General features: G+C 63.8%; 12 protein-coding genes. 9 read left to right on the forward strand and 3 right to left on the reverse strand.

Translation table 11 applies throughout. The features are described from left to right. Positions 1-6: 6 nt before the first annotated feature. Entirely contained in the window at positions 7-978 is a 972-nt protein-coding gene (locus tag FJ943_RS20610) for an SDR family oxidoreductase (protein WP_140724308.1), read from the reverse strand. Positions 979-1,685: 707 nt separating this feature from the next. Here FJ943_RS20610 and msuE point away from each other — a divergent pair. Beyond that, on the forward strand, positions 1,686-2,246 hold the full coding sequence (gene msuE / locus FJ943_RS20620; RefSeq protein WP_015319100.1) for an FMN reductase: 561 nt from the start codon (positions 1,686-1,688) through the stop codon (positions 2,244-2,246). A gap of 201 nt (positions 2,247-2,447) precedes the next feature. Here the strand turns inward: msuE and FJ943_RS20625 are convergent, their stop codons facing one another. Beyond that, positions 2,448-3,731, reverse strand: coding sequence for an FAD-binding oxidoreductase (locus FJ943_RS20625; RefSeq protein ID WP_140724313.1), 1,284 nt, complete (start codon positions 3,729-3,731; stop codon positions 2,448-2,450). A gap of 304 nt (positions 3,732-4,035) precedes the next feature. On the opposite strand from FJ943_RS20625, the gene FJ943_RS20630 reads away from it, so the two are divergent. From FJ943_RS20630 to FJ943_RS20660, 7 genes are all read left to right on the forward strand, one after another. Further along, positions 4,036-4,809, forward strand: a complete 774-nt coding sequence (locus FJ943_RS20630) for a glucose 1-dehydrogenase (RefSeq protein WP_140724316.1) — start codon at positions 4,036-4,038, stop codon at positions 4,807-4,809. A 79-nt stretch (positions 4,810-4,888) separates the two neighbouring features. Continuing rightward, positions 4,889-6,211: a histidinol dehydrogenase gene (gene hisD, locus FJ943_RS20635; protein WP_140724319.1), complete on the forward strand. Its 1,323-nt coding sequence runs from the start codon at positions 4,889-4,891 to the stop codon at positions 6,209-6,211. Between the two features lie 15 nt (positions 6,212-6,226). After that, positions 6,227-7,255: an alcohol dehydrogenase catalytic domain-containing protein gene (locus tag FJ943_RS20640; RefSeq protein ID WP_140724322.1), complete on the forward strand. Its 1,029-nt coding sequence runs from the start codon at positions 6,227-6,229 to the stop codon at positions 7,253-7,255. Between the two features lies 1 nt (position 7,256). Further along, positions 7,257-7,988: a histidine utilization repressor gene (hutC, locus tag FJ943_RS20645; protein ID WP_140724325.1), complete on the forward strand. Its 732-nt coding sequence runs from the start codon at positions 7,257-7,259 to the stop codon at positions 7,986-7,988. Positions 7,989-8,253: 265 nt separating this feature from the next. Then, entirely contained in the window at positions 8,254-9,264 is a 1,011-nt protein-coding gene (locus tag FJ943_RS20650) for an ABC transporter substrate-binding protein (protein ID WP_140724328.1), read from the forward strand. A gap of 28 nt (positions 9,265-9,292) precedes the next feature. After that, on the forward strand, positions 9,293-10,156 hold the full coding sequence (locus FJ943_RS20655) for an ABC transporter permease (RefSeq protein ID WP_041163526.1): 864 nt from the start codon (positions 9,293-9,295) through the stop codon (positions 10,154-10,156). Between the two features lie 10 nt (positions 10,157-10,166). After that, positions 10,167-10,949 carry an ABC transporter ATP-binding protein gene (locus tag FJ943_RS20660; RefSeq protein ID WP_140617505.1) on the forward strand — a complete coding sequence of 261 codons (783 nt, stop codon included), beginning with the start codon at positions 10,167-10,169 and terminating at the stop codon, positions 10,947-10,949. 35 nt (positions 10,950-10,984) lie between these two features. Here FJ943_RS20660 and FJ943_RS20665 read toward each other — a convergent pair whose 3' ends face one another. Next, a complete protein-coding gene (locus FJ943_RS20665) occupies positions 10,985-11,314 on the reverse strand; it encodes a hypothetical protein (protein ID WP_140724331.1) in 330 nt (109 codons plus the stop codon). 280 nt (positions 11,315-11,594) lie between these two features. Here FJ943_RS20665 and FJ943_RS20670 point away from each other — a divergent pair, with 280 nt between their 5' ends. Then, positions 11,595-13,040 carry a DHA2 family efflux MFS transporter permease subunit gene (locus tag FJ943_RS20670; RefSeq protein ID WP_140724334.1) on the forward strand — a complete coding sequence of 482 codons (1,446 nt, stop codon included), beginning with the start codon at positions 11,595-11,597 and terminating at the stop codon, positions 13,038-13,040. Positions 13,041-13,076 lie beyond the last annotated feature (36 nt).

Genomic DNA, 13,076 nt, shown 5'->3' on the forward strand with positions numbered 1-13,076 from the left:
CTGACCTCAGTAGCCGCCGACGATCGGCAGGATCTCGCCGGTGATGTAACTCGAACAGTGCGGGGAGGCGAGGAAAACATAGGCGGGAGCCAGTTCCTCCGGTTGGGCCGGCCGTTTCATCGGCGTGTCGGCGCCAAATTTCGAGACGTCGTCGGCTTCCTTGTCGGACGGATTGAGCGGTGTCCAAACCGGGCCAGGCGCGACCGCGTTCACCCTGATGCCCTTGGCGATGAGGTTGCCCGAAAGCGCGCGCGTGAAAGCATGGATGCCGCCCTTGGTCATCGAATAGTCGACCAGCTGCTTCGAGCCTTCTATGCCGGTAACCGAACCCGTGTTGACGATCGCCGAGCCCGGCTTCATGTGGGGCACGGCTTCCTGCGCCATATGGAAATAGCCATAGAGATTGGTCTTCAGCGTCGTGTCGAAATGTTCTTCGGTCAGGTCGCCGAAGTCGCTGGAATGGATCTGGAAGGCGGCGTTGTTGACCAGCACGTCGATGCGGCCGAATGTTTCGACCGTGGTCGCCACGGCATCGTGGCAGTCCTGGCGTTCACTGACGTCGGCCTTCAACAGGATGCAGCGTCGGCCTTCTTTTTCGACAGCGGATTTTGTCTCCTCGGCATCCCTGTCCTCGGCCAGGTAGACGACTGCGATGTCGGCGCCTTCGCGAGCGAACAAAACCGCGACCGCGCGGCCGATACCCGAATCGCCACCAGTGATGAGAGCCACCTTCCCTTCGAGTTTCTTTGATCCGACATAGTAGGGTGCATCGTAGAGCGGAGCAGGCTCGATCGCCGCTTCATGCCCGGGTTTCGCCTGATGTTGCTTGGGGAAGGGCGGCTCGGGATAGGGGCGCGCGCCTGCCTGCATGGCGTGCTCCGCCTTTCCGTTGCGCTTCGATTTGTCCTTGGCATCGATGCTGCGCTGGATATGGCGCTGCTTGGCGACTTCACCGGCCGTTTGTGACTTCGTCTGCATGGTCGTCTCCTCGGCTGAAGAAAGTTCAACGCGCGGCAGACCGGCGGTCTGCGCGGCGCATGGCTTGTCAGAAGGTATCGCCCCCGTCCGCGTCAGTCCTTGACATAGGCGCCGGGTTGGCGGCCCGACCTTGGAGCCTTCGCGTCCTTCGAGTGCTCGGAGATCGCCGGGCCCGCGCCGGATGTCTTCTCCGTTGCGGGGCTGGGCGTCGCCTTGCGAGGCGGGTTCTGTCCTTCTGACTGGTGTGTCTCTTCATTTGTCTGATCCGCCGGTCGCGTAAGCCCCATTCCGCCTGCCGGCGGCTTGTTGCCCGCTGCGTCAACCGAGAAATCATTGTTCGGATCCGGGCCGGTCCTGGCGGGATACTTCCGTGCGCCGGTTTCATATTCGGTTCTGTCGCGTGCCATGGCTTCCTCCGTATTTGGCTGAACGGAAAACAGCCGCCGGGCGATCAGGTTCCGAACAAACGGTGATGGTCCCCCTTTTCGCCACCGGTCGCATCGCCCTTCGCGTGCGACGGCTGCCAAGTGCATCTGGATCGGGTGACGTCATCATCCGGCATGCAGGCGGGCGATCTGGCTCCCCGGGAGAAAAATCTTTTCCGATTTCGTCCCACGGCGACCGTGAATTCCTTTTGTTCGGCAGCAATGTCTATAAAAACTATGGACATTGGCAAACTGGTTCGAAAAGATCACAGGGCATCCATCATGACCAATCCGGCCATTGTCGGCTTCTCCGGCAATTTCACGCGGCCCTCCAAGACCCGTGGCTTCGTGGACCATATCGTGACGGAGATCGCCGGACGATACGGCCTCGCCGCCAGTACCCATGACATCGTCGATCTCGGTCCCAGCCTTGGCAATGCCAAAGCCACTCGGGACCTGGACGAGCAGGCCCGCGCCGTCCTCGAGCGGATCCTGACCGCCGATGTCCTGGTGGTCGGCTCGCCCACCTACAAAGGCAGCTATACCGGGCTGTTCAAGCATTTCTTCGATCTCGTCGATCCGGCGGCCCTCAGGGGCAAGCCGGTGCTGCTGGCGGCGACCGGCGGCGGCGATCGCCATGCATTGATCGTCGAGCATCAGCTGCGGCCGCTGTTCGGCTTTTTCGAAGCCTTTGCGTTGCCGACGGCCATATACGCCTCGGAGAAAGATTTCGCTGATGGCGTGCTGGCATCCGAAGCGATCCAGACCCGCATTGGCCTCGCCGTGGACGATGTCGGTCTGGCGCTCTTCGGCCGGCAGCGCGCCAGGATAGCCGCCGAGTAGCGTGCTCGGAACATATCCCGCTCCGACCGCTGGCGCGCTGAGGCGCTTGGCTGAAGCCGGCCGTTGAACGCGCCTGCGCGCCGCAGGGCGACTTGCAGTGCACGGTCGCAAATCAGCAGGCGCTGATGCTCCGCATGCATGGACGACCACGCCCGAAGATTGTCCGATGCCAAGGCCGGAGCATAGCGGCGTATTTTTCCGTTATCGGCCGAACCGGTCCTTCACCCGGCCCGAAAGGATCGCCGCTCTGACGCCAAGCGGCCAGAAGCGGTGGAGCCGGATCGGCTTCAGCCCCGATATCGGCATCGGGAAGGGAATGGTCTCGTCGCCGCGAAGGCGGTTTGCCAGCGCATTGCCCATCGCCGAGGCCATGGCAACACCGCGGCCATTGTAGCCAAGGCAGATCAGCACGCCGTCTTCCGGCTCGTGAACGTGTAGAAGATGGTCCTTGGTGACCGCGACCCGGCCGTTCCAGCCATGTGTCCACCCCGCTCCAGCAAGCGCCGGCCAGAGCCGTAGCGCATAGTCGGTGAGATAGCGGATGGCGGAAGCATCGCCGATGGGCCTCATCGGTCCCCGTCCGCCCATGAGGAGCCGGTTCTGGACGTCGATGCGGTAATAGACGGTGATGTTGCCGGCTTCGTAGACGACCGGCCTTTCGGGAAGAATTGCGGCCGCGACCGTGGGCGACAGCGGTTCGGTCGCCGCGATGGCGCTGAACACCGGAACCAGCGACTGCTCCAGGCCAGGCCACAAGTTTCCCGTGTAGCCGTTTGTCGCCACAAGGACCTTCTCGGCGCTGACGGATCCGTTTGCGGTCTCGAGGAGCCAGCGCCCGGCCTGCCTGCTGAGCGAGAGAACCTCGCTGCCGCCAAATATCCGCGCGCCGGCCTTCCGCGCGGCGGCCGCCAGGCCACGCGCGTATTTCAAGGGATGGAGGTCGCCGCCGCGAGCATCGAACATGCCGAACATGTATCTGTCCGTGCCGGTTCGCGCCGCCATCGCTTTTGCGTCAAGCAAGCCGACCGGCATCCCCCGCCGCTCGCATTGGTTGGCCGTGGCCCGCACCGCGGCTGCCGGCTGCGGCCGGATGGCCGCGCGTATGGTGCCGTTCTGCCGGACCTCGCAATCGATCGACAGGCGCTTGATGAGGCTGAAGGTGAAATCCGGAGCACCGTAGGAGAAGTCGATCATCCGCGACCCCAGCTCGGGGCCGAACATGGCTTCGATCGTGTCGGGATCGTATTTGAGGCCGGGATTGACCTGGCCGCCATTCCTGCCCGAGGCTCCCCATCCCGGCTGATAGGCCTCGAGCACGCAGACGTCGTCGCCGGCTTCCGCCAGATGCAAGGCAGTCGACAGGCCGGTCAAGCCAGCGCCGACAATGGCGACCCTTGCCCGCTGCGCGCCGGCAAGGGAGGGGTAGTTGCCGGTGCCGCCAGCCGTATCGCGATAGAGGCTCCGGGGCGGGCTGCTTTCGTTCATGGACGAGGCTCTCACGACAAGGCGGCCGGCTCGAGGGGCACGATAGTTTTCAATGGCCGATATCCCGCACGCGCGGCAGACCCAGACTTTCGTGTCGGGTACGCCAGGCAATTCTGCTTGCTTTCGGGAGGTTACGACATTTGCGACAGGGCTGCCGCCCGTGGCATCTCGTATGAAGAGCCAACTACGCGATCCTGGTGCGGCGGCTGACGTCACGTTATCGCAATCAGCTTTGTTTGTATATGCTTGTATATGTAAGTCGATCTGGTAGTCTCTGGGCTATGGAGCGGCCAAGGAGGATCACATGCGCGACGCTTCTCTTTTCGACCTCTCCGGCAGGAAGGCGCTTGTCACCGGCGCCAGCCGTGGCATTGGCCGCAGCATCGCCGGGGCGCTGAGCGCGGCCGGCGCCGACGTCGCGGTCACGGCGCGTAGCCTGGACTCGCTTGACGAGACGACGGCGGCCATCCGCGCGGCCGGCGGGGTTGCGCACGCCATTGCGCTTGACGTGACCGATGTCGACCAGTGCCGCACGGTCATCGCCGAGGCAGCCCGCCTGCTTGGCGGCTTCGACATTCTCGTCAACAATGCCGGAGTGGAAGAGGTCCGGCCCTCGCTCGACGTTGACGAGCCGCTGTGGGACCGGATCGTCGATACCAATCTCAAAGGGGCGTTCTTCTGCGCCCAGGCGGCGGCACGGCAGATGCGGGACGCCGGGCGGCCCGGCGCCATTATCAACCTCTGCTCGTTGACTTCAGAAGTCGGCATTCCGACGGCGGTGCCATACGGCTCGTCCAAGTCGGGCCTGCTCGGCATGACCCGGGCGCTGGCAGCGGAATGGGCGCAGCTTGGCATCAGGGTCAACGCCATCGCCCCGGGCTATTTCAGGACGGCGATGACGGAGGTGTTCTACGCCGACGAAGCGTGGCGGCAATCCATACTCGCCAAAATCCCGCAGCATCGTTTCGGCGATCTGCGCGACTTGCACGGCGTCGCCGTGTTCCTTGCTTCGGATGCCTCAGCCTACATTACCGGCCAGTCCATTCCGGTGGATGGCGGTTTCCTCGCATCGATCTGAGGCGGCTCGCCCAGGTTAGAGAACAAAGTCTTCCGCAATGTGACCGGCCGGCGCATTGCTCTGAACAGAAGGAGCACCCATGTCCGACATCAGCTTCCACGATCTGTCATCCCTCGATACCACGCAACGGGCCGGTCTGCTGAAACGCGCCGAAGGCGATCTGTCGGCCTTCGTCGAAAAGGTCCGCCCGATCATCCAGGCCGTCAGGGAAGAGGGTGACGCCGCCCTGATCCGTTTCGCCAGGGAGTTCGACAAGGCCAATGTGAGGGAAGGCGGACTGAAAGTGTCGGAAGCGGAGTTCGATGCGGCCTTCGACAAGGTCGAGAAGGAAGTCGTGGAGAGCATCAGGTTCGGCATCGAGAATATCAGGCATTTTCATGAGGAGCAGAAGCCGGAGACCATGTGGCTCAAGGAGATCCGGCCGGGCGCCTATGCCGGCGACCGGTATACGCCCATCGCATCGGTCGCGCTCTACGTGCCGCGCGGCAAGGGCGCCTTTCCATCGGTGACGATGATGACGTCGGTTCCGGCTGTGATTGCCGGCGTGCCGCGGATCGCGATCGTGACGCCGCCAACTTCGGATGGTTCGGTGGACGCGGCCACGCTGGTCGCCGCTCGCCTTGCCGGCGTCGAAACCGTCTATAAATGCGGCGGCGCGCAAGCCGTTGCCGCCGTCGCCTACGGCACCGAGACGGTTAAGCCGGCGCTCAAGATCGTCGGCCCGGGCAGCCCCTGGGTGGTGGCGGCCAAGAGCGTGCTGTCCTCAATGATCAATACGGGCCTGCCGGCCGGACCGTCGGAGGCCATCATCTTTGCCGACGACAGCGTCGACGGAGGCCTTGCCGCGCTCGACCTGCTGATCGAAGCCGAGCACGGGCCGGATTCTTCAGCCTATCTGGTGACGCACAGCCGAAAGGTCGCCGAGGCAGCCCTTGCTGCACTTCCCGACCACTGGTCGCGGATGACCGAACAGCGTGTGGAATTCTCGCGCGCGGTGCTGACCGGAAAGCGCGGCGGCATCGTGCTGACGGCGTCGCTGGAGGAAAGCTATCGCTTCATCAACGACTACGCGCCCGAACATCTGGAAATCCTGTCGAAGGAGCCGTTCGCGCATCTCGGCCACATCACCGAGGCGGCCGAAATCCTCATGGGCCCGCATACGCCGGTAACCCTTGCCAACTTCGTCCTCGGGCCGAATGCGGTGCTGCCGACCAGCCGCTGGGCGCGAACCTACGGGCCGCTTTCGGTGACGGATTTCGTCAAGCGCTCTTCGGTCGGCTATGTCACCTCGGCCGCGTATCCGGAACTGGCGCAGCATGCCCGCAGGCTCGCCCGCTACGAAGGCTTCAGCTCGCACGAAAACGCGGTCTCGGAAATCCGCGACCGCTATCTCGCCGGCTGAGCGGAGACGATCGCGATGAGGGCGGCACGACTTTATGGACCGGGCGACCTGCGCGTCGAGGACATCGCCGCGCCAGGCATTCCCGATGCCGGCTGGGTAAAGCTCAGGGTCGATGCCGCCGGCATCTGCGGTTCGGACCTGCACAATTTCCGCACCGGCCAATGGATAAGCCGGGCGCCCTCGACGGCGGGCCACGAGTTGACCGGCACGGTGATCGCGCTGGGCGAGGGCGTCGATACCATTGCCGTCGGCGACAGGGTCGTCGCCGATTCCCGTTTCTGGTGCGGAGACTGCGCGCAATGCCGTGCCGGCAAGCGGCATCTCTGCGCTGCGCTGGGCTTCGTCGGCGAAATCTGCGACGGCGGCTTTGCAGAACAGGCGGTGTTGCCCGCACGTCTGCTGCATGTCATCGATGGGAGCCTTGACGAGCGCGTCGCGGCGATGGCCGAGCCGCTTGCCGTCGCGCTGCACGCGGTGCGGCGTCTGCCGAAGACGGTAGGTTCGGTTCTGGTCGTCGGCTGCGGGCCGATCGGTGGTCTTGCCGCGCTGTTGCTTTCGCGAACCTTCGCCGGCACGGTGCTTGTCGCCGACCGCAACCAGGCGCGCTGCGCCCGCGTGGCGCGGGTGACGGGCGCCACGATCGTCGATCTCGACCGCGAGGCCATTGCAGCCGCGACCGCCAATGTCCCGTTGCTGGCGGCCATCGAGGCGACCGGTAGCATCGCGGCGTTCAGCCAGTTGCTCGGCGTTCTCGATCCTGGTGGTGCGATAGCGATGGTCGGCATCTTCCATGGCCGCCTCGACATCGACCCCAATGTTCTTGTCGAACGCGAGATCGCGTTGCTCGGCTGCCATGCTTTCGCGGACGAATTGCCAGACGCTGTCCGGATGCTGGGTGAGCTGAGTGAACCGCTGCTGGCCCTGGTCGATTGCGAGATCGGTCTGGACGACATCCCAGCTGCCTATGAGCGGCTGTTGGCGGGAAGCAGCGATGGCTTGAAAACAATCATCCGCATGCGGCAACCTGCCGGAAAGGGTTTTTGAAATGATCGATTTGCCCGACACGGCAAGCCCCCTCTACGAGAAGGTGAAGGACTATATCCTGACCAATATTGGGACGGGCCGGTGGGGCAAGGACCGCAAGCTGCCGTCCGAGAACGAGCTGGTGGCGTCACTGGGCGTGTCGCGGATGACGGTCCACCGGGCTCTGCGGGAGCTGACCTCGGCGGGATTCCTGATCCGGCTGCAGGGTGTGGGAACATTCATCGCGCCGCCCCGGCCGCAGTCGACGCTGATCGAGATCAACAATATCGCGGCGGAGATCGTCGAGCGCGGCAACAGCCACCGCTCCGAGGTCCTCGTTCTCGAAACGATGATGCCGAGCAAGGAATTGGCACTGTCGTTCGAGTTTGCGAAGCGGGTTTCGATCTATCACTCCGTCGTCGTCAATTTCGAGAACGACTTGCCGGTGCAACTGGAGGAGCGTTTCGTCAATCCGGGCCTGATCCCCGACTACGACAAGCAGGACTTCACCAAGACAGCGACCTATGACTACCTGATGCAGAAGACGCCGGTGACCGAGGTCGAGCATATCATCTCCGCCATCCCGGCCACCAAGGAGGCCGCACAGCATCTCGGCATCGATGTCGGCAGTTGCTGCCTTCTCCTGCATCGCCGGACATGGACGGGGGCCATCGTGGCCACGGTCAGCAAGCTGACCTATGCCAGCAGCCGCTACTCGCTCGGCAGCCGCTACTCGCCTTCCAAAGCGAGCTGAAGGCGACGAGAGCGAGCTGAAGGCGACGGGCCAATGCAAGCCGCCGAGCTGGATCAACCTGAAATTTGAGTCTCTCCAACTTGTATATGCATGTATGTATTTCAGCCTTGACATCCGCTGCCGCTGCCGCTGAAATATGTCAGCGCTTCAACCATGAAGTGGCGGGCAAGACGCCGAGGCACAGTGCCGCAAGAGCAGAACCCCGCACTCTCACCAGACCGGATGCCTGGGTAAAAAGCGGTCTGATCATCAAGGGGAACGAAAGATGACGCTTAACCTAGCAGGACAATTTCGCGCGCTCGTGATGGCCGCCGCGATCGGGCTCGCCACCGCCCCGGTGGCCCACGCAGCCGATGCTGCCATCCCGACGACACCTGAAGCTGGATCGTTCAAGATAGGCATCGAGCCCTGGCTTGGATATGGTCAATGGCACGTCGCCGAGGCCAAGGGACTGTTCAAGACAAACGATCTGTCGGACGTCCAGATCGTCAACTTTGCCGAGGACAAGGATATCAACGCGGCGCTCGCAAGCGGCCAACTCGACGCCGCCAACATCGCCACCCACACGGCGATGGGCATGGTTGCGGCCGGTCTGCCGGTGAAGATCGTGCTGCTGCTCGATGTCTCCATGACCGCCGACGCCATCGTCGCCGGCAAGGATGTCACCTCCATCGCCGATCTCAAGGGCAAGCAGGTCGCTTTCGAGGAAGGCACGACGAGCGACATCCTGCTCAAATACGCGCTCGCCAGGAACGGCATGTCGGTCGCCGATATCCAGCCGGTTCCGATGCCTGCCGCCGACGCCGGCGGCGCCCTGATCGCGGGCCAGGTGCCGGTCGCGGTCACCTACGAGCCGTACCTCACTGTCGCCATGGCGCAGAACAAGGACGTCAAGCTGCTGTTCACCGCCGGCGAGGATCCCGGCCTGATCAGCGACGTGCTGGTGGTGCGTGACGAGGTGATCAAATCGCGACCCGGCCAGGTGCTGGCCATGATCAAGAGCTGGGACGCCGCGCTCAAGGATTATAACGCCGACACCCCCGGCGGCCGCGCCATCATCGCCAAGGCGGTCGGTTCCGACGTCAAGGACCTCAACACCGCTTTCGACGGGGTGCGCTACTATTCGCTCGCCGAAAACAAGACGGCGCTCACCGGCGAGTTTACCACCAAGACATTCGCCGATGTCGAAGCGGCCGCCAAGAACGCCAAGCTTCTGCAGGCCGATGTGACGCCGGAGCAGATGATTGATCCGTCCTTCGTCAAGGCGGCGCAGTGACGAGATCCGGATCGCGGTGGTAACGCGGATGTCCGGGGAGCCTCCCGCGAAAACCGGCTTGGCCCGCCCGGCACGAGCGCCCGCCGCAACACAGGCAAGGCGACGCCGATCCTCCGGGATCGGCGTGCCCATCGCCCGGTCGCGTTTCCTTGCGATAGCGGTGGCCGTCTTTGTTGGCCTTGGCCTTGCCTGGTGGGCAGCGACCGGGCTGGGATGGGTGAAACCCATCTTCCTGCCGTCGCCGGGCAGCGTTGCGACCCAGATCGCCAAGCTCGCCGCCGACGGCACCTTGTGGCTCGACCTCAGGGCTTCGATGTACCGCATTTCCATCGGCTTCCTCCTCGCCTCGGCACTGTCCATACCGATCGGCGTGCTGATCGGCAGTTTCCGTTCCTGGGAGGCGGCCATCGAGCCGCTGGTCGATTTCATCCGCTACATGCCGGTTGTCGCCTTCGTGCCGCTCTCCATCCTGTGGGCCGGCACCGGAGATACCCAGAAATTCCTGATCATCTTCATCGGCACTTTCTTCCAGCAGGTGCTGATGATCATGGACAATGTGAAACGGGTTCCCGCCGACTTCATCGGCCTTGGGCGCACGCTCGGCCTGCCGGACCGCAAGATCCTGACGCGCATCGTCGTTCCCAGCGCCTTGCCGGGCATCTGGGACACGCTGCGCATCAGCCTTGGCTGGGCATGGACCTGGCTGGTGCTGGCCGAACTCGTCGCTGCGACATCCGGCCTCGGCTATCGCATCACCGTGTCGCAGCGCTATTTCCAGACAAACACCATCATCGGCTACATCCTGCTCTTGGGCGTGCTTGGCCTCATCACCGATCAGGTCATGAAGGCCCTGGAGAAGGTGCTGTTTCGGCAGGAAGGCCACCAGCAATGAGGAACCGCCGGTGACTGTTCCCAAATTGCGCATCGCGGGTCTCGACAAGAGCTTCGGCACCGGCGAGCGGCGCACGCAAGTGCTGCGGGACATCAATCTCGACCTCGCCGACAACGAGTTCGTCTCCCTCGTCGGCACGTCGGGCTGCGGCAAGAGCACGCTGCTGTCGATCGTCGCGGGACTGCAGGATTTCGACGCCGGCGATCTCAGCATCGATGGCGCGCCGATCCTGCAGCCGGGCCTCGACCGTGGTGTTGTCTTCCAGTCCTATACGCTGCTCCCCTGGCTGACGGCGCGGCAGAACATCGAGTTTGCTCTCAAGGCCGCCGGCTATGATCGCGCCGCCTGCCGCGAGATCGCGCTCGAGCATCTCGACCTCGTCAAGCTCACGCAAAGCGCCGATCGCTTCCCGTCCGAACTGTCGGGCGGCATGAAGCAGCGCGTCGCCATCGCGCGCGCTCTCTCCTATCGCCCCAAAATGCTGCTGATGGACGAACCCTTCGGCGCGCTCGATGCCTTGACCCGACACCAGATGCAGGAACTGCTGACCCAGATCTGGGAGGAGCACCGGCTCACGGTGCTGTTCGTCACGCATGACGTGGAGGAGGCCGTTTATCTATCGGACCGCATCGTCGTCATGGGGATCGGCCCGGGACGCATCATGCAGACCTTCAACGTCGACATTGAGCGCCCGCGCCGGGAAGAGGTCATGGAGACTCCGGCCTTCATGGATTTGCAGCGCGGCGTGCATAGGGCGATCCGCGAGGCGTCGAGACGTCCCGAAATGGCGTGATGCCAGCAAACTTCGTCGGCTCCGGCGGTCAGGCGTTAGGGGCCGTGGGGACCGCACAGGCCGAGCGTCCACTGGATGGTTCCACAGAAGTCGTCGGCACGGCCCCGGTAACTGCCGTAGCCATTGTAGTAGCTGTCCATCCAGTCGTTATTGTCGGCCGAATTCTCGCCGGTCCAGCCCCTGCCGACCCAACCGTGACGGTGGCCGCGTCCGCGGTTCGCGGCGTGCGCGTGGTCATTATGGGCGGCGATGACGCGGACATAATGGTGCCTGGTGACGGCGGCATCGGCCACAGTGGCAAACGGGACGGCGCTCGCGGCCAACAGCACCACGAGGGAGCCGAGGAATACGCTTCGCTTTCTCATCAGCATGTCTCCTTGCCATTCGAGACATATGGGAAAGAACGCCCGGCTCGCTGCACACGTTCCTTCACGAAATCGGGACGGCGCTCGCTGAAATGGGCAGTGTTTGTCCGCGGCACTCGTGGTGCCGGTCAAGATTTGTTGACTTCCAGCGAAGCGGAAATGACTACCGCTCGCCGATTTGCCGGATCACAAGAGGGCCTGCGATCAGGCCCGGCTGGCCGGCAAGGCAATCTTGCCTTTGAACCGGGACAAGCCACTTTGGCCGGTAGAAGCCATCTGCATGACGGAATTGACCAGAGCATTGGAACAGCCTCAATTTGCCACCGAGCGCGACCCGAGGCTGCGGCTGATCATTCCGATCATCGTCGCCATCGCGTTTTTGATGGAGCAGCTCGATTCCACCATCATCACCACCGCGATCCCGGCAATAGCGCAAAGTCTCGACACGACGCCGGTCCGTCTGAACCTTGCGATCACCACCTACATCTTGACGCTCGCCGTGTTCATCCCGGTCAGCGGTTGGTTTGCCGACAGGTTCGGCGCGCGCAGGGTGTTCGCGCTGGCGCTTTTCACCTTCACCCTTGGCTCGGCGCTGTGCGGCATGGCCGACAGTTTCGGCATGCTGCTGGCGATGCGTGCCCTGCAGGGGCTGGGCGGCGCCATGATGACGCCGGTCGGCCGGCTGATCCTGCTGCGCAGCTTTCCGCGCAGCGGCCTGATCACCGCCATGACCTATATGACCCTGCCGGCCATCATGGGGCCGGTCATCGGGCCGCTGCTCGGCGGCCTGCTGACCACCTACGCGTCGTGGCGCTGGATATTCTATGTCAACGTGCCGTTCGGCTGCCTTGGTATCGTTGCCGCGCTGCGCTTCGTCGACGACTTCCATGGCGAGGCGGTGCAGCATTTCGATGTCCCGGGCTTCCTGATGGTGGGGTTTGGCGTGGCACTACTGCAGTTCGGGCTGGAGAATATCGGCCGGCCGGTCATTCCCGGGTCCGCGACGGTGCTGGTGTTGGCCGCGGCCGCGTTGCTGCTGCTTGCCTTCGGGCGCTATGCACGCCGCGTCGTGGCGCCGGCTGTCGACCTGACGCTGTTTCGGTTCCGCTCGTTCTGGGTCGGCACGCTGGCGGGCGGCCTGTGCCGCGTCGGTCTCAACGGCGTGCCTTTCCTGGTGCCGCTGATGCTGCAGGTCGGCTTCGGCATGAGCCCGGTCACATCAGGCTCGCTGACATTCGTCGGCAGCTTTGGGGCGCTGCTCATGCGGCCGCTGCTGTCGCCGCTGCTGCGGCGCTTTGGCTTCGGTGTGGTGCTGGTCGGCAGCGCGCTCGTCGGCTCCGCCACCGTGGCGGGCTTCGCCCTGATGGGTCCCGATACGCCGCATTGGCTGATCGGTTTCTATGTCTTTCTGTTCGGCATCGTCCGCTCGGCGCAGTTCATGACATCCAACACCCTGTCCTACGCCGATCTTCCGGCCGACAAGCTCAGCCGCGCCACTAGCCTTGGCGGTGTGCTGCAGCAGCTCAGCGTGTCGCTTGGCGTCTCGATCGCCGCGATGCTGCTGGGCCTGATTGCGGGCGAAAGCCATCTCCTCACGCCGGAACGCTTTCACCAAGTGTTCCTGCTGACCGCGATCATCCCGCTGCTCTCGATTCCGGGCTTCCTGTACCTGCGCGCCGAAGACGGCGTTCAAGTTAGCGGCCACGTCAGGGGATCTCGCAAATAGGTCTTGTCGGAGGCATCAGGCAATCCGTCGGCTCGC

The organism is Mesorhizobium sp. B2-3-10, assembly GCF_006442275.1.
GTDB lineage: Bacteria > Pseudomonadota > Alphaproteobacteria > Rhizobiales > Rhizobiaceae > Mesorhizobium > Mesorhizobium australicum.